Annotated in this window: 7 protein-coding genes and 1 pseudogene; all 8 read right to left on the bottom strand. The window is 49.7% G+C overall.

Features of this window, described 5'->3' with window-relative positions; translation table 11 throughout:
• Window positions 1-8 precede the first annotated feature (8 nt).
• Complete coding sequence (gene hpfH / locus M1L66_RS06505; RefSeq protein WP_187022492.1) at window positions 9-959, bottom strand: (2S)-3-sulfopropanediol dehydratase activating enzyme; 951 nt, start codon at window positions 957-959, stop codon at window positions 9-11.
• 321 nt (window positions 960-1,280) lie between these two features.
• On the bottom strand, window positions 1,281-3,173 hold the full coding sequence (locus tag M1L66_RS06500; protein ID WP_187022493.1) for an ABC transporter substrate-binding protein: 1,893 nt from the start codon (window positions 3,171-3,173) through the stop codon (window positions 1,281-1,283).
• The gene (locus M1L66_RS06495) at window positions 3,148-5,463 is read right to left on the bottom strand and encodes a bifunctional diguanylate cyclase/phosphodiesterase (protein WP_187022494.1); all 2,316 of its coding nucleotides are present in this window, start codon (window positions 5,461-5,463) and stop codon (window positions 3,148-3,150) included. The genes M1L66_RS06500 and M1L66_RS06495 overlap by 26 nt, the downstream gene beginning before the upstream one ends.
• Before the next feature lie 44 nt (window positions 5,464-5,507).
• Window positions 5,508-6,617, bottom strand: a complete 1,110-nt coding sequence (locus M1L66_RS06490; RefSeq protein WP_187022495.1) for a response regulator transcription factor — start codon at window positions 6,615-6,617, stop codon at window positions 5,508-5,510.
• A 232-nt stretch (window positions 6,618-6,849) separates the two neighbouring features.
• A complete protein-coding gene (metA, locus tag M1L66_RS06485) occupies window positions 6,850-7,767 on the bottom strand; it encodes a homoserine O-acetyltransferase MetA (protein WP_187022496.1) in 918 nt (305 codons plus the stop codon).
• A 3-nt stretch (window positions 7,768-7,770) separates the two neighbouring features.
• On the bottom strand, window positions 7,771-9,708 hold the full coding sequence (ligA, locus tag M1L66_RS06480) for an NAD-dependent DNA ligase LigA (RefSeq protein WP_434694209.1): 1,938 nt from the start codon (window positions 9,706-9,708) through the stop codon (window positions 7,771-7,773).
• Window positions 9,709-10,305: 597 nt separating this feature from the next.
• Window positions 10,306-11,067, bottom strand: a pseudogene (locus M1L66_RS06475) (pseudouridine synthase); the annotation flags it as partial.
• Between the two features lie 514 nt (window positions 11,068-11,581).
• The gene (locus tag M1L66_RS06470) at window positions 11,582-18,514 is read right to left on the bottom strand and encodes a family 43 glycosylhydrolase (protein WP_434691604.1); all 6,933 of its coding nucleotides are present in this window, start codon (window positions 18,512-18,514) and stop codon (window positions 11,582-11,584) included.
• Window positions 18,515-18,580: the final 66 nt, after the last annotated feature.

Genomic DNA, 18,580 nt, shown 5'->3' with positions numbered 1-18,580 from the left:
AAATTGGTTTACTGTTTTTCCTTTGTTCCCACCAGGCAGTGAATTCCCCGGCTGTTAAAATACTCTGCAAGCTCGCCCACATGCTTCTGAAAGACCTTTCTGTTGATCTTCACGTCCTCCATCTGATAGGGCATTCCCAGGGAGGCGTATTTCTCTTCCCCAAGACGCATGAAGCTTAAAAGCTGCAGCGTTCTGACGCGGCCGCCCAGCTCGTTTATGATAAAATCGGCTGTGGCTTCTATGTTGGCCATATCATCGTTGACATTGGGGATCACCGGAATCCGAAGGATCAGTTCCCGGTCCCCGCCGGCCAGTCTCTTTAGATTTTCCAGGATTCTTTCGTTGCCTGCTCCCGTGTATTCTTTATGAATCCTGCTGTCCATGTGCTTGATATCGGAGATAATGAGGTCCGTATACGGCAGAACCTTCTCGACTTCCTTCCAGTCAGCGCAGAATGTGGATTCACAGCAGGTATGGATCCCCTCTTCCTTGCACGCCTGAAACAGCTCCGCCACAAAATCGCTCTGAATCAGCGGTTCCCCTCCGGATACGGTAACGCCCCCGCCGGAACGGTCGTAATAACCCCGGTCCTTTCGGATCTCCTTCATGCAGTCTTCCACGGACATCGACTGCCCCCACTGCTTGATCGCGTCCGACGGACACGCCTGATAGCAGGCCAGACAGTTGGTGCATGTACTTCTGTCGATGAAAGTCAGCTTCCCGCGTGTAAATTTAAGCGTGCCTTCTGCCGGACAGGCTTCCTCGCACGAACCGCAGTTCTTGCGGGAAATGCATTTGCTTTTATAGATGCCCGGCTGGATATGCGCAGTCCAGCTCTCGGGATTGCTGCACCATCTGCATCGCAGCGGACAGCCTTTTAGAAACAATTCCGTCCGCATCCCCGGTCCGTCATGGATTGTGAAACGCTGAATATTGAAAATAATTCCCTGTTGTGACAAGCGGCCCCCTCCTCCCAATGGTCGTTCTCTCCGGTACTTCTGATTGATTGTATCTCTCTTTCGTTGTCCCGGGGTTGTTTTGTATGTTAAAATTATATCAAACCCGACGTACTGAAAAAAGTGGCCATCTGTAGTATTTCGTATAGGGAATGTTCCCTATTTCGACAGGGAAATGGGAGTCTTTCGGAATCGCTAAAGCGGTTTTCCGGCTCATACAAAACAAAAAAAGCTCAATCAGGAAATAAACCATCTCTGATTGAGCTATTCTCTTCTTACACATCTATCTCATTTATATAAAAACAATTTTCTCCAATACAGCCCCTACCTGACCGCAAACCGTCCATCCTCTACCGGTTCTATAGTCTGTTTCTCCTCCAGCGTCTTCACCAGCACATCATAAACCGTCATGCCGGTACTCTCACTCTCAAGGATAAAGCTTTCCGGAACTATGGTATCCATAATGGCAACCGTATAGACCTTCTCCTTATCGATCGCATTTCCATCTGCTGTCTGTATTGTCCCAATTCGCTTTCCCGGTTCTGCGGTGGGGTCATAGCTCATGGAAAGTCCTGAAAAATAGTAGAACCAGCCGGACTGATTCTCCACAACAATTGATTTTTCCAGAGTCTCGATCAGGTTTTCTCCGGTTATTTTTATTACACGCATCTCTCCGGTATCGGGACTCTTCAGGTCCGGAAGAATGCATTTTAAATCCACATTCGTCACATCACCTTTGTAGAGTCTGCCGCTCAGTCCCTTGCCGTTATATAAGCCGTCTTTCCCATTATCCATGAACAGGGCGATCTCCGCACCGCTCTGCCCGCGCATGGCGTCCGTAATAAAATTTCCCGTCTGAATCAGAGTGAAGTCAGAAGCCGCTGTTCCATATATCTCCGGATCAACCTTATGAACAGGCTTTTTATTTTGCTCATCCACCATCTGAATCACGTCTTCTTTTGTCTTCTCTTCCCTCAGCATACCCGCCAGGCCTTCCTCCAGCGCTTCCTGCGCATATTCCAGCTGGCCGAACACCGCGTAACGGCCGGCGCGCAGGACCGGAATTAACGATTCTATTTCAGGGACATCCGGCAGGTCCGTGTTGTTCAGACTGGAAAACATCGCTCCGGTGTCTGCCATCATGGCCTCCTGTCCCTCCGGCGTGGAAATGAAATCCATAATCTTCATCACCTGACTATACTTATCGCGATTTTCAGGCTCCGCCAAATGTTTGTTCACTCCCACATAACATACCATATAAAGCCGTGCCCAGTCGTTGCTGCTGCCTGGATTAAAAAACGGCATAAGCGCAAACTCATCACCCATTTTGGAAATTTCATGCCCTCTTCTGGCCAGAAGCGCAGAGTCCTCGACCATGGCACACTCCCTGGCGTAAAGCATGGTCTCCCGTTTGGAGTACTCCACCTCCAAATCAGAGGCCTTCCAGATTCCTTCCTCTGTCATCTGCTGAAAGACGTCTAACGCCGGGCCGAAATGATCCCCGAAGCTGCCGGTTCCCTTGTTATAATTCGCTATCCACTGCTGATCCTCCGGCCTGCTGAAGCAGCTGCCAAAATTAAAACCGGTAAATGCCGTATTTAAGACCTCTGAATTCTCAAATCCCAATTGAATCGACCGGATTCCACTGGCTTCTATGGTTTTACAGAGCTCCACAAACTCTTCGTAATTACAGGGAACCTCCCAGCCGTTTTCCTGAAACAGAGTCTTATTATACAGAATCCCTCTCACCTGAGAAGGTCCCGGCAGATAAAAAAGTGTTCCAGCCCTGGAAATACTGTTTAATATCGAAAGCTTGTATCGGCTCGTAAAATCTTCACCAGACAAATCCAGAAGTCTATCCGCCCAATATTCCTCCCCTACCTCCAACGGCCACGTCATCACGATATCCGTCAGATCGTCGTGCTCCAGCCTCCGGCTGTATTCTTCAATCCCCATGTCCGGAGTATAATTACCAATCTGGACAATATCGATATCCGGGAATTTTTCTTCCACTGCTTTTTCAAAGCTGTTGATGCTAAACGCATATTTTACCAGAACGGTTACAGCAGTTCTGCCATCTTCCACCTTTTTCTGAGAAATGATGTCATAGCTGCCGCTATCCTTTTTTCCTCCGCATGCGGTCAGAAACAGCATGCCGCACGCGAGGCCGATCAATCCCGCCTTCTTAACTTTACTCCGGTTCTCCCAACGGATCACTTTTGCGCACCTCCGCTAAACTTTCACCAAAAGCCTTCTGTTCAAACAACGCAATGTTCATGGGTTTATCAAATATATACCCCTGAATGTAGTCGCAGCCTTCCTGCTTCAGCATCTCCACCTGTTCCCTGTACTCCACGCCTTCCGCGACTGTCACCATCGAAAGGGAGTGGGACATGCGGATGATGCCGCCAACCACAGCCTTCAGACGGTCTAATTCCATTGTCTTATCTTTGAAAAATACCTTATCAATCTTTAAGGTATCAACCGGAATCGACTGAATAAGATTCAAAGAAGAGTAGCCGCTCCCGAAATCATCCATCGAACAACCGAATCCCGCTGCCCTGATTTGTTCAATGATCTTAATCAGGCGCTCTGTATCTTCAAAAACCACACTCTCCGTAAGCTCAATCTCAATCAGGCTCCTGTCAATCTGATATTGTTCTGCGATGGCCAGATAGGCCTGTAAGAACTTCTCATTTTTAAAGTGAACGCGGGAACAGTTGACAGAGATCTTCACCGGCTTCACTCCGCGATCTGTCCAGGAACATAAGGTGCGGCAGACCTCCTCAAACACCCACAGATCCAGCGTAACGACAAACCCGTTTTTTTCAAACAATGGGATAAATTCGTCCGGATAGATCATTCCCTCCGCCCTGCTGCACCAACGCACCAGCGCTTCCGCCCCGTCGATCTTTTCCTCTGGAAGGTGGTATTTGGGCTGTAAGTACACCTGGAATTCCCTGTTTTTCAGAGCATCCTCCATCACATCCGACAGCTGCTTCTCCCGGAACATACGGGAACGGGCAGCGTCATCGTAAAAAGCATACCGCATCTTGCTGCCGGCCTGCCGCAGCGTCTCCTTCAGCGCAAGCTTCGCCCTGTCGATCATCTCCGGAAACGGCATATCCTTATTCTCGATCACATAGACGCCCAATTCGATCTGGGGCATCCCCCATGCGGGATTCAGTCTGCCGATATTCGCCTCGGCTCCGGCCGACCAGTCTTCGAATCTCTCTATCATCTCCTCTTCACTCCGGCAGATCAGCATGATACAGAAATTATCGGCAAACAGCCTGCCCATACATTCGTTTTTATTCAGTACAGAGGATAAATATTTGTAAAACTGCTTTAGGATCATATCGCAGTTTTTCCGGCCGATCTGTGCGTTCAGAATTTTGAAATTTTCTATATTGGTATAGACCAGTGCATACTTCTGTTCCGGGACAGACTCCATCCTTTCGGCTGCCAGCTCATAAAACCTCTGTATGGTATTCCCCTCGGTTATCCCATCCACGTAAGCGAGTCTCTCCAGCTTTCTTTTATTCGCACGGAAGATCCAGAACAGAATGGCCACAAGCCCGCAAAACAGAATTACAAGCAGCCCGCAGATACGCAGAGTCATAACCAGCAGCATATCCGACTTCTCGTTCACCGCCTGAAACGGAACAAAGGTCAGAAGATACCAATCGTCCGGCTGAATGGGCGTATAAACCATGTATCTATGTACACCGTCTAAAGAAAAACTGATCTGGTCCGCGACATTATTTTCAATGTCGCTGTTTACTTTCGCCAGACTCTCTTTTTCATCCATCTGCGCATTCTGAAGTGTGGAAAAAATATTATAACCGCTCTTTATGGCAAATGGGAAGCTGGCCTTTGTCACAAGCGTCCCCGATTTCGTGATAATCTGAGAATATGCCTGCCCGTTAAAAGAGGTCATCGACAGCACCTGATTCAGCGTATCCGGGTCATAACAGGCGGCCAGCGCCATAATCTTTTCCCCACCGACCGCAACATGATTCAGGGAAACGGCAAAAACAAAGTACTCTTTATTGTCCATAATCTGGGCTTTTGCAATCGCGGACTTATAGGCCAGCATGCTGTCGAGCATGGCATCATCGAAGGAAAAAAATACCGATTTGCTGTCCGCAATATTGTATGCTCTCCCGGATTCCTCCACCAGCATGATTGTTTCAAACTCGCCAAACCCCTGCTGCTTCTGTAAAAGCTGCCTGACTTCCTCCATCGTCTCAGGCTCCGTCGTCTCCAGAGATGCTCCCATCATGTTAAGCATGGCGAAATTATCTTTCGTAATGCGGTCAAGATTGGCGGCGACCCTTCTGGAAACCTCCTGAAGATATCCTTTGCTCTCTTCTCTTATGGTCTTATGCAGGTTCCTGTAATACAAAAAACTAAAAGCACTTGCTAAAATACAGATCACTATAAATACTACGAATATCCACCGGTATGACCCGTTCTTCTTTACTCCAGCCTTCCTCCGCTCCATACATCAGACCTTATTACCTTTCCCTCTGCTTGCATCCTGATAACCTACTGCTCTCTGTTTTCCAGCCACTTATATAACTGAAAGCGGCTTTTTACTCCACACTTGGTATAGATATTCTGTACATGCTTCTTCACTGTATGATAGCTGATCACAAGCTCATCAGCAATGGCCTTGTAGGTCAGTCCATTGTACATGAGCTCTGCAACCCGCTGCTCCGCCTGTGTCAGCGGCAGCATGGTCCCGGAGCCTTCCAGCAGCTTTCCTTCCTCTTTCCTGGAGATGGTAATCCAGTGATACCGGTCGATGATTCCATTGGAATAGCTCTGATCGTACGTATAGATTGTAAAAATATAGTTTTTAATTACCCGTGTCTGGACCCGGTCCGCCGTAAAATTCTTCTCCTCGCCGCCCAGTAAGAACGGCAGCCAGCTGCACGGTGTGGTCGTGCTGATCTGCTCAGCGATGGAAGGGCCCAGAATCTCTTTTAAATAACTCTGAGCCGTCTTGTTGTAGCTCATGATATGCATAAAGTCATCCGTGACAAAATAGGCCTTTTCACCGGATGAAATAATCTCACTCTGAATATTTGACACGATCTTGGCCTGCTCGTATTTCTTGAAATTCTTATAGGAGTTGGCCACATAAACGTAGATTTCATTCAGCGCCTCAATTTCCTGGTCTGTAAAATCCCCGTTCTCCAGACTCTTAAAAAAGGCGACCTGGATATAGGCGTTGATGCCGAATGCCATCGTCACACTGTAATGTGCATGGAAGTTTTCCGCCAGAAAGCGGACGTAGGCGGAGTGGGCGTAATCGACAGGGCTGATGACATCCGTGGATTTATACAGCCTTGGTATCACATTAAAGTAAGTCAGGTGGTCACGGACCGCGTCCTGATAAACCACATGCCTGATTACATCATTTGCAACAAATTTCCTGTATGGATGCTCTTCACAGTCCAGCAGGATTCCGTTCCGATTGATCCATGAAAGAAATGTTCCATGTGTATCGAAATAGGATATCAGCACATGCTTTAAGCCGAAATTTCTATCCAAAGAATCCAGAAGAACGTTGCTGAAAAATTCACGTGCCGAAATCTGATGTTCCGCCATTTCCGAGAAAAAATTCATCTGGCCGGCATTTTCGTATTTCATGGTTTCTTTCCCCCATTTTTCGTTTCGGATTGCGCTCTTATGCGGTAAGGCAGGTTCCGTCCACCTTACCATACTCCAAATACATGTAGAAATTATAGCATGAGAATCAGGAACTCTCAAGCGAAATTGATGCAGCCTTTTTCACCTGAAAATCCGGTATCCGGGCGTACTGAAAAGGTACAAAAATAACCGCCCCTCCCGTGAGTTGCGGTCATTTTCATGTGGTTGTATTTTATCCATCTTCGCCTAAAATATACGGAGTTTCCTGATATACGTAGAAATTCAGCCAGTTGGCATACAGCGTGTTCGCCGCGTTCCTCCAGGAAAGCACCGGTACTGCGAAGGGATCGTTGTCCTCATAGTAATTGCATGGGAGTTCAGGATTGAGTCCCTTTGTTAAATCCCTGTGATACTCATTGTTCAAAGTCATGCGGTCGTACTCCGGATGGCCCTGGACAAACACCTGGCTTCCGTCGCGCTTCATCACCAGATAGACGCCCGCCTCCTCCGACACTGCAAGAATCACCAGATCAGACACCTTCTCAATGTCCTTTCTGCGCACCTCTGTATAGCGGGAATGCGGGGCCATGATAAAGTCGTCCATGCTGCGTACCAGCGGCACCTTGCGGTCCAGAACCTTGTGGCGGTAAATGCCGGAAAGCTTCTTTTCCCGTTTGTATTTCGGTATCCCGTAATGGTAGTAGAGTCCGGCCTGGGCTCCCCAGCAGATATGTAAGGTGCTTGTCACATGACTCTTACCCCATTCCATAATCGTCTGAAGTTCTTCCCAGTAATTGACCTCCTCATACTCCAGGTTCTCCACAGGCGCGCCGGTGATGATCATACCATCGAACTTCTTATTCTTAATCTCGTCAAAGTAAACATAAAACTTGTTCAAATGGCTGGCCGACGTATTCTTCGACGTATGGGTGGCCAGCATCAGAAACGTGCAGTCCACCTGAAGAGGAGTATTGGAGAGCGCCCGCAGAAGCTGCGTCTCCGTGTCCTCCTTCACCGGCATCAAATTTAGAATAAGAATCTCCAGAGGGCGGATGTCCTGGCTCATCGCCCGATCCTCCGCCATGATGAAGATATTCTCTTTTTCCAGTATCGCCTTCGCAGGCAGATCTTTTTGTACTTTAATCGGCATATTTTACTCCCCCAGCATCTTGATAAACTCTTCCTCGGATATGATCGGCACGCCTAAATCCTTGGCCTTTTTATTCTTAGAAGAATTGGACGCCACGTCATTGTTGATCAGATACGTTGTCTTCGAAGTTACAGAGCCTGTGGCCTTACCTCCCCGCACTTCGATGGCCTCCTGCAGTTCCTTTCGGTTGGCAAAATGTTCCACGCTTCCGGTGATCACGAAGGTCATGCCCTCAAAGATGGCCTCCTCCGTGGATTCCTCCTCCTGCTCAAATGTGAGTTCTGAGAGCAGGTGGTCCACAATCTCCTGATTCTTCTCATCGCCAAAGTAGCGGATCCATGCATCGGCTAAGACTCCGCCGATTCCATCGACCTCGATCAGCTCCTCCGCCGTGGCATGACGCATGCGGTCAAAATCGAACTTAAACTTCCGGCACAGCATCTTCGCATTGGCCAGGCCAATCCCGGAGATTCCAAGGCCGTAAACCATCCGTGCAAGAGTCGTGTGGGACGCGGTCTCTGTCGCCCGGATTAAATTATCATAGGACTTCCGGCCGAAGCCTTCCATCTGGGTAATCGTCTCCTCATGCCGGTCAAGATGGAAAATATCTGCAAACTCCTTAATAAATCCGGCGCCGATAAATTTCTCCAGAGTCGCCTCCGAAAGGCCGTCGATGTTTAGCGCGTCACGGCTGACAAAGAGGGCGAAGCTCTTGATGCGCTTGGCCTGGCAGTCTGGATTCGTGCAGTAAAGGCTGCGGACATCGCCTACCTGTCGCACCTCCGTCTTACCGCCGCAGACCGGACATTCCTCCGGAATCCGGATCTTCCCGCTTCTGGTCAGGTTATCGGCAATCTGCGGGATAATCATGTTGGCCTTATATACCGTGATGGTGTCGCCCTCGCCCAGGGCCAGGGAGTCCATAATGCTTAAATTGTGTACGCTGGCGCGGCTCACCGTGGTTCCCTCCAGCTCTACCGGTTCGAACACGGCGACCGGATTGATTAAACCGGTCCGTGACGGGCTCCACTCGATATATTCCAGCTTCGTCTCCTTAATCTCGTCCGCCCATTTGAATGCGATCGCATTTCTCGGGAATTTGGCAGTCCGTCCCAGAGATTCTCCGTAAGCGATGTCGTCCAGAAGAAGCACCAGGCCATCGGAAGGGATATCGTAGCCGGAAACGGCTTCGGCAAACTCTTCCACCGCCTCCGGCAGCGTCTCCGCCGTAACGGTCTTGTACTCTACCACATCGAATCCCTGTCTCTTCAGCCACTCAAACTGTTCCTTCCGGGAGTTCTTAAAATCCACGCCCTCGGCCGTAACCAGGGCAAATGCCTCGAAATTCACGTTCCGCTCCGCCGTGATCTGGCTGTTCAGCTGACGGACCGAGCCGCTGCATAGGTTTCTGGGATTCTTATATTTGGCATCCACATCATCGATGGCCTCATTAATCCGGTTGAATTCCGAATAACGGATGACGGCCTCGCCGCGCAGCACCAATTCTCCCTGAAAGGAGATGGTGACCGGCACATTCGCAAACACTCTGGCGTTGCTGGTAATGACCTCGCCAATCTCACCGTTGCCGCGGGTAACGGCCTTCTTCAGCGTTCCGCCGCTGTAAGTGAGGACGACGGTCAGTCCGTCCAGCTTCCATGAGAGAATTCCCGTCTGATCGCCCAGCCATTCCTGTAAATCGGCCGTGCTCTTCGTCTTGTCCAGCGACAGCATGGGACTCTCGTGGCGCTCCTTCGGAAGTTCGGAGAGCACCTCATATCCTACGTTCTGTGTCGGGCTCTTGGACAGCACAACTCCTGTCTCCTTCTCCAGTTCCACCAGCTCGTCGTACAATTTATCGTATTCGTAGTTGCTCATGATCTCACGGCTTTCCTGATAATACGTCTTCGCCGCGGCCGTAAGAGTGGCAGCCAGTTCTTTCATTCTGCTGATTTTCTCGTCCACTTACAATCTCCTTTTCACTGCGTTCTTTCCTTATTAATGCATGATTGTTGTATTGCTGTTTATGATCGATAGTTTTGATCAATAGTTGGGGGACCTGGTTCCGACAGATGATCCTGATCGATATTTCTGGGTTCTGGATCCGACCACTATTGCGATTTTTTATTTGATCACTTATACCAACCACTCTTCCTTATCATACCGGAAAAAGTGCCTCTCCATGCATCACTTCCGCTTTCCAGGGGCTTTTTTTCGTTTATCTGTCCGAATTTCCAGATTTTCATTTCGGCCTCTTTCATTTCTTGTCCGGCCTTTTGTATCTTCATACCGGCCTTTTACATTTTTCGTCCGACCTTTTAGATCTTCATTCCGACCATATTCATTTTTCGTCCGACCTTTTAGATCTTCATTCCGGCCTTTTTCATTTTTCGTCCGACCTTTTAAATCTTCATTCCGGCCATATTCATTTTTCGTCCGACCTCTTAAATCTTCATTCCGGCCATATTCATTTTTGACGCGGTCTTTTCTATCTTCATTCCGGCCCTTTTCATTTTTTCCCCGATCTTTTTCATTCACCATCCGGTCTTTTAAGGAGAGGCCGGATGTATCTTCCAGCCGGCGCATCAGCTCCGCGTATTCCTTCTTCGATACAGGCCGTGATTCACCGGCTTTTAGATCGCCCAGCTCTATATTCATGATTCTGACACGCTTCAGTTTTCGCACCTTGCAGCCCAGCTGCTCGCACATCCTGCGGATCTGGCGATTCAGTCCCTGGGTCAGTACAATGCGGAACGATTTTTCTCCCGTCATCTCTGCGAAACACGGCTTTGTCGTCACATCCAGCTCCGGAAGAAAGACTCCCTTTTTCATCTTCTGAATAAATTCCGGTTTCACCGGCCGGTCAATAAACACGAGATACTCTTTCTCATGGCCGTTGCTGCCGCGCATCAGACGGTTCACTAAATCGCCCTGATTGGTCAGCAGAATCAAGCCTTCAGAATCCTTATCGAGACGGCCCACCGGATAAATCCGCACAGGGCTGTCCACCATGTCCACAATATTGGGGGCACGGTCCTTGTCCGAGGTGGTGCAGACAATTCCGCACGGCTTATGCACCGCTAAGAGCACCCGGTCCGGTTTCTCCTCGGCGCCCTTTGTTCCTGCCGCAATTGTCCGTCCATTACAGACAACTGTTTCTCCATTTTTTATCTTCTGTCCCGGAACGGCGGTTCTTCCGCCGACCGTTACCTTACCTTCTTCTATCAGCCGGTCTGCTTCCCTTCTGGAGCAGATTCCAGCACCGCTTAAGAATTTATTCAGGCGGATTCCGTCATCTCCCATGTCCTATCTCCTTTTGCTCATTAAATAAAAATTATATCATTGTTCCATGGCAGAAGTCAATTTATTCCGGAATGCGAATTACGTATTTTCCGTATTAAAGTTACAGTTCACTCCTCACCAGTGGCACCGCAGTCCGGTTCGGTCGGGCAGGCTTCCTCAGCCTTTCCAGTTCCGGTTTCGGGCATAAGAAGTTCTAAACGTGCAGAATTTTTCTAAAAACCAGGTGAAATTCCCAAACTCGCTGCGCTCAGACAAGTGGGAATTTCACCTGAACGAAAAATTTTGCGCGTTAAGAACTTCTAATACCCTGCAAAGTCACAGGAAAAGCTGAGGAAGCCTGCCCGACCGAACCGGACTGCGGTGCCACTGGTGGGGAATGAACTGTAACGTATTAAAGCTGCCTCCACCGCCTCACCAATCCGTAGGGGGCAGCCATAATCAAACAGGGCGGAGCGGATACCCGGAAGTGTTTGCTACTCTCTTCCTGGTATCCTGCTCCACCCTTTATCTGCGTTTACTGCTGCCGGACTCCATTTTCATCTACCCTGTAACCATCCGGTGTTATTTCATTAACCGCCAATACGCCTTTACTGCCGTCAGATGCCGGATTGAAATAGTACCAGACATTGTCAATCAGCTGCCAGCCGGTCACCATGCGTCCTCTCGTTCCGTCTGAAACCGGATTTAAGTAGAACCACTTTCCATCTGCCAGATACCAGCCCGTCACCATATTGCCGTCCGCATCGAAGAAATACCAGTCGTCGGACTGGCCCCAGCCGGTATAAATCCATTCATTCTTCGGGACGGTCCCATCGGCCTTCTTAAACTGCCAGCCTGAAGCCGTTTCGTTCCAGCTGCCTGCCGAATAGTACGCTTCTTTTTTCTGTGAAGCCTTGCTGCTTCCTGACGAGCCGGAACCGAAGCTGCTACCTGACGAACCTGAACCGGAGCCGCCGCTGGAATCGGACTTCTTCACCGTCACCTTGAACTCTGTCTCAAAAACTTCATCCGTTCCATCTTTTCCTGCCGCCACATAGGAGATGGCAACAGTTCTCGTTCCCGGCTTCGAGAAATCATAGGATATCTGATACTCTCCTTCACTTAATATCTCTTCGGCCTTCTCCCCATTGGGCATCATGACAATCCGCTTTATAATCATTCCACTCGTATCCAACTCATCGTCTGTCTTGTACTCCGTCTTAAACGGCATTGCCGTCACTTTAATACCTGAAGTATATTCCGTATTCCGGCCGGGATCTGCCGCTACGTTCACCACCACATAGTCTGTGAACTTCTTTTCTTCTCCAGCCTTATCCGTGCCGTAGTAAACAGCCGTTACCTTTCGTCTGCCCTCGCCTGAGAAATCGTAAACCGTCTCAAATTCATTTTCCCCAAGCACTCGTTTTCTCGGAGCAGCGTTGCTGGCGCTGGCTTTTAAGTATTCCGTAACTACCATTCCAGTCGGGTCGAATTCCTCATCAACCACGTAGTCCGTTTTGTTTGGTTTCCTCGTAATGGAGATTCTGGACGTATAATATTCCGCCTCCTCAATCTCTTCCAGTACCTTTACGGTAAGGGAATCGGTAAATATCTCTTCCCCGCCGCTCTCTCCCACAGCCGAATATGATACAGTAACCTCAGTTTCGCCGACTTCAGAGAAATCGTACTCCAGCTCATAGGCGTCTTCTGCCAGAACCTTTATCCTCTCTGCATTGCTTCCGCTGGCCTTCCGGTACTCCGTTACTTCCATGCCCTCCAGATTGAAGTCATCGTATAACTCGTACTCCGTCTGGTACGGTTTTGCCGTTATGCTGATATGATCCGTATAGAAATCTTTAACGGCGGTCAGCTTATCATACGCTTCCGTCAGTTTCAGGAAAGTCTCTTCTAAATCCGGTTCGGAAGCCACCTGGGATTTCATCAGCGCTTCTGCCTTTCTAAGCGCCACCTGGAATTCCTCCCAACCTTCCTCTGCATACTCTTCCTGATCCACATTCTTCATAATTTCAAGAATTTCTTCGTATTCCGTGCGGTCAGCCGAAGCGTCGTAAATGCGCACATCATCAATCTTACCGCCTGTCGCTACGGCAATTGTGCCCATTTTTACAGCATTACCGTAAGCGCTGGACTCTTTCTTATGAATCAGCTTTCCGTTCACATAGACACTGGCTGTGCCGTTCTGATACAATACCGCCACGTTGTACGTCTTACCCGCTTCAAAGGGATAGGCTGCTTTATCGTCCTTATAATTCTCACGGATATTAACGCCTGATTCCTTTAAATCAAATTTCACATAGGAGCGGTCTCCCTGCACACCAATCTGGCCATAAGACCTGGCAGTGTTTTCTTCGGGTCCTGGTATCATAACATCCATCATAATCAGGGCATCCTTTAGATCTGATACCGCTTCCGCTGAAATATCGGCCTGTCCCAGCTTCGGTCCATTCGTGACAGCCACTGCCTGTAAATACCGGTTGCCCTTCACATCTTCCTTTACAACGAAGGAATCGTTATTCATGGAATACTGTTTTGTTCCATCCCTGCTTTCGAGAGTTTCTCCCTTTTCGGCGCTGTCTTCAATATCATAGTCATCAAAGGTATCCTCGTAAACCGGGGCTGCCGTTCCGATCACCTTTTCCATCAGTTCCGTCCCTTTAAGGTCCGGGCTGTTTATGGATGCCGGTCCATACTCTTCCATGATTGCATCATACTCCTTAGACGTCACTGGCAGAACGCTTCCGTGACGCATCGTTCCCGGGAAGGAGTACTCCGTGGTGTCGAGGCGCGTAAACTCACCGGAACCGATGTCCTCCGTAATCAGCGGGAAATATCCTCCGCCACCAAAATTGTCGAGAAGCAGGCACCACTTGTCTTGTCCGTTCAACTGAAATGCGGTTGCGCCTTCCATTCCGTTTATGTAGTTGATGACGGATTCAATCTCGGTCCACTGACCTAGCAGGGAATCGCTTTTCTCGAGTATCGTATATTTACCGCCTTCCGGCAGGCCTTCCCGGTGCGCCTTCGTCGCCTCGTTCTTGGTAAACCGGTAGTACGTATCATCCACCTTAATTACAGTGGCGTCGATCACGCTTAGAACCTCGCCGCTCTCACTGTGCAGTTCTATCCAGACCTCGGGTTCGGTAAAGTGATAGAAGTCTCTCGTCTTCGCATAATAGACGCGGTGGGTGTAGTCATTGTTGGTCACAATCTGATCCTTCGGAATCTTAGAGGACCAGAATACGACGTACTCTCCCGTCGTCTCATCGTAAAACGCCTCCGGAGCCCACGTACAGCCGGCCCCCTCTGCAGCCACTTTCACCATCCGCTGGTCAGACCAGTTCACCAGGTCTTCGGACTCCCAGATCATAATGGACTGGCTGCCGCTTGTCTGTGCCGCCGACCAGTTGCCGTTGCCGTTGATCTTTAAATCGGTAGCAATTAAATAAAACCTGTCGCCTTCTGCCGACCGCATGATAAATGGGTCGCGCAGTCCTTTTTCTCCCATACCAGAAGTTATCACCGGTTTTGATGCATTTAAATCTTCCCAGTTCATGCCATCCCTGCTGGATGCCATGTAAATCTGTTCTCCGCTGCTTAAGTCCTCGCCCTTGAAGTAGGCAAAGACATAGGAATCCATGGTCTTTTCTTCCGGCTTCGCGGCCACATGGGCGGTAAATACCTTTTTCCTGCTGACCCCCCTGAAGGTTATGGTTGCGGTCAGAGTGACCTCCGTATTCGCATCCGGTCTGGTGACCACGCCAATCGGAGTATTCTCATCTAGTCCCGTTACGGCGATGATGGATTCGTCTGAAGACTCCCATGTTATGGTTGTTTTGTTGGCTCCTGTCTCCGGAAGCGTCAAATTACCTTTCACATCGTCAATGTTTGAAATGTTCAATGCTTCATAGTCGAGATCCACCGCTTCAGAAGACGAAAGCTTTTTCACCTTTTGGACTGCCAGCCAGCTTAAGACTCCATCCAACTTGGCGTTTTTCTTCACATGGAATTCTACCACGCCGTCAGCCGGAAGTTCAAAATCGTTATCGCTCTCCAGAACATGGCCTTCTGTATCATTGCCTAATGTCAGGGTTCCCAACTCCTCGACCCGGTGTTCTCCTTCCGCATTCTGCCAGGCCACATCTACTGCCATCGAACGGCCGCTGTTCCATTTAGACCACCATTCCCGATAACCGCTGGCAAACCGGTAGGTTCCCTGCTCCAGGGTCAGTTTGTATACAATTTCCTGATCTGCTTCCGCATAAAGACCGTTTTCGTACTTGTCATCCGATTCGGAGTTGTACAGCTTAACGCCGTCTTCCACGTAGCCCCAGGTTCCGTCAAACCTCTGGTCTGAAACCGCGTTGCTGAGATTCATAATTCCGTTTACTCCCTGCCAAGCGGGCGATACCCGTTCTTCTGTGAAACCGCTGTCTATGAAGTATACCAGGTTCTCCGGAATCACCTCCACTCTTGCGTTCACTACGACTTCGGCACCCTCCAGCATTCCTGTCACTTCCACCGTCTTCCAGGCTTCGTTAAAGCCATCTGCAGGCAGAGTCCAGGTTACTTTTTTGGCCGTCCGCTCTCCGTCTGCCGTCTCCACATCCACGGTTTCCGGTAAATCCGGCTTCCCTCCGGTGGTTACGGACAGGGACAGATTATCATCAAATACCTTTGTGATACTGCTCTTTTCAATGGCAATATACGATACAACCGGCGCCTGGTCAACATCGGCCGTAAAGGTGAGTATCACCTTTGTCTGATCCTCCGGCACGGTAATGCTTCCCGACACAGTCTGCATCACTCCGCCGTTTCCGCCGGACCATGAGGCAGTACCCAGCTCCACGGGCATACTGCTGCCTTCAAAGGCGGCTGTCACCTTCGTCGCGCGTCCCGCGCTCCACCACTCCGTATGGCCCGTGGTGATTTTATATGTCCCTTTATCCAGAACAAATTCATAGGAAAAAGCATTTCCGGCTTTATTAGCGCTGCCGTACCAGCCAGTACTGTGAAGGCCGGAACCGGCCCGCCAGGCAAGCGCGGAACAGCCCCCGCCGTATCCCCAGGTGTTTGTACCGGCCGCCTTCTGGTCGGCCGCCTCGTTCACCAGCTTCCCATGTTTTTTTACATCTTCATAGATATCGGATACCTTCGGGCTCCCGCTGGCATCCATCACACCGCAGTCCACCAGATATTTTAATCCATCCGAATAGACAAATCCATTGAGCGTCACCTTGCGTCCGCCGTTTTCCGTCATTGTACCGTTGAGTGTCACCGGTCCCGTGCTGTTTAAATCTCCGGAAACCAGAGTCCACTCGACAGGAGTATCTTTCGTCTCATTGTTAATGGTGATATTGATCTTCTGCGGCAGATCGCTGAGTGCCGTTCCCTTCTTAATGCTCTTCGGAAGCTCTGTATTCACGATGATCGGCGCCATATAATCCAGCATATCCAGTTTCCAGTCAACATAAGGGCGCAGAATCATGCTGCCCTCTCCGTCAAATTCCACAGGAAGCCATACGTACTGAGGGTCTGTCAGTTCATTTTCTCCCGGATTCTTATTATTCCACCGGTCTCCCATATAGATGAACTTTCCATTTTCCGCATCAATGGGGATGATGTTGGTGGACTGGGTTCCAAAGGTCAGCGCATTCGTGTATTGGCAGATGGAAGTATCTGTCACACATGGGTCACCGATGATCTTCCAATCACCCATGACACCGTTTTCCGAAACCGCGAAGCTGGCCTGGTTAGCCCCCCAGCCGGTGCAGCCGGAGGTCATGAGGTAATATTTCCCATCGTATTTAAACATCGCCGGCGCTTCCCGCTTCTGTCCAGCAAACGTCTCGCTTCTTAAAAAGTCTTCCCCCGGGACCGCAGCTTCCGGGCTGGCGGATAAATAGGTGTAATCTTCATTGAGCTTTGAAATGAACAGGGTTGCATTTTCCTCACTGGAATAGATGATATACGCTGTCTTGTCGTCATCTACAAAGAGATTCATGTCACGGGCCATGCCCTTGCTCTGATCGTGCTTTCCATCCACATAGTTTAAGCGGTAACGGTCGATAAAACGGAAGGGGCCTGTGGGACTGTCGCTCACGGCAACTCCTGCGCTGGCGGCCGCATAGTTGGAATTGCTGGTCTCCGTCGGGCCGTCTGCGTGAAACCACATGACGTAGTTATCATTCTTCTCGTTGTAGATTACCTTTGGTCGTTCCAGAACGGAGGTGGTATCATTGATGGCCAGCAGAACCTTCGCCTTCTGTTCCTCCGTATAATCCTTGTACAGTTCCTTAAAATAATCCTCTTCAAAATCGTACTCATCCGTCAGGTTGCGGAGAGCGACGCCTTCCTCCTTCCAGTTATAGAGGTCTTCAGAAGAGTAGACGCGGACACCGCCGTCCACGGTGCGGTAGCCATCTGTTTTGTCTTCGCCGTACCAGTACCATTTCGTCTCTCCCTGATATGTAAACTTCTGCACCTGACCGCCATGTGCCTGGATTGGCGTGCCTTCCGTATCCAGCCACACATCGCCGTCTGTCCCGGAAAAGCTGGTGTAATTTATCGCATCCTGCCTCGGCTGAAGACCGTTATACCTGGCGATCAGTTTCTTTAAGTTCGAGGATATCTTTTCAGCAGATACCGGTTTTTCCGATTCTGCTGCCAGTTTTGCATACTTGTAGGCCTCGTCATACTTTGCGAGTGATTGTTTCGAATACAAATCTCTGTCCGTATCAGCCAGAATATACTGCTCCATCGCTTTCTGTAAGTATTCCTGGTCATAGGGTGCCTTGATGATGATGTAGCTGAGCATGGCATCCTGGCTGGAAGACTGCCGGCTCTGATTATGAACCCACACGTCCAGCACGCCGTCGCTCACCGTCACGGAAAAAGTCTCTTCCGCCAGACTGTCCTTGGCGAAGGTCCATCCACTTTTCACAGTCTCGCCCTCGAGCGTGACATCCACCGGTCTGGAATCCCAGGGATTTTTGCACCCCAGGGTCACCTGGTACGTCCGCTCGCCTTCCGGCATCTCGAAACGGTATGTAATTCCGCTCACATCACTGTCATATGTAATGGCGTCGCTCAGATAGCGCAGGCCTGATTCTAAAGAATTTTCTGACGTATCGCGTTTTCCATACATAATGGACGACCCGTTCTCCACGTATCCCCAGGTATACCCGGTACTGTCCGGTGCCTCCTTCTGGTCCGTTCCGGACTGAAGCACTCCCATCTTATATCCGTTTGGTATCGCCAAAGGATTGGAAGCCCCGCATTTCACCAGATACAGGGTATAGTCAGCGGCCATCAGCTCCTCATATCCGGGCATGGACCGGAAACCTCTTTTTTCTCTCTCGGGCGCTGCATAGGCCGGAGCGGCTCCCGGTAAAACCATGGCCAGGGACAGCGCGATGGCTGCTAGGCGTTTAAATGGTTTCTTCTTCATAATTTACCCCCATCAAATAATTTTCAACCTGTACTGAAGCGGGCACAGCATCTGAAAATAAGATAC

Origin of the sequence: Hungatella sp. SB206 (assembly GCF_051132295.1) — a bacterium.
GTDB lineage: Bacteria > Bacillota > Clostridia > Lachnospirales > Lachnospiraceae > Hungatella > Hungatella effluvii.
The sequence above is the reverse complement of the archived record's forward strand: the minus strand, read 5'-3'. Positions and strand labels throughout refer to the sequence as shown.

What these genes read in the sequence shown, in the direction of transcription:
- metA (WP_187022496.1), bottom strand. Translation starts at nt 7,767, where the DNA reads ATGCCGATTAAAGTACAAAAAGATCTGCCTGCGAAGGCGATACTGGAA.
- ligA (WP_434694209.1), bottom strand. Translation starts at nt 9,708, where the DNA reads ATGAAAGAACTGGCTGCCACTCTTACGGCCGCGGCGAAGACGTATTAT.
- M1L66_RS06495 (WP_187022494.1), bottom strand. Translation starts at nt 5,463, where the DNA reads ATGGAGCGGAGGAAGGCTGGAGTAAAGAAGAACGGGTCATACCGGTGG.
- M1L66_RS06470 (WP_434691604.1), bottom strand. Translation starts at nt 18,514, where the DNA reads ATGAAGAAGAAACCATTTAAACGCCTAGCAGCCATCGCGCTGTCCCTG.
- M1L66_RS06490 (WP_187022495.1), bottom strand. Translation starts at nt 6,617, where the DNA reads ATGAAATACGAAAATGCCGGCCAGATGAATTTTTTCTCGGAAATGGCG.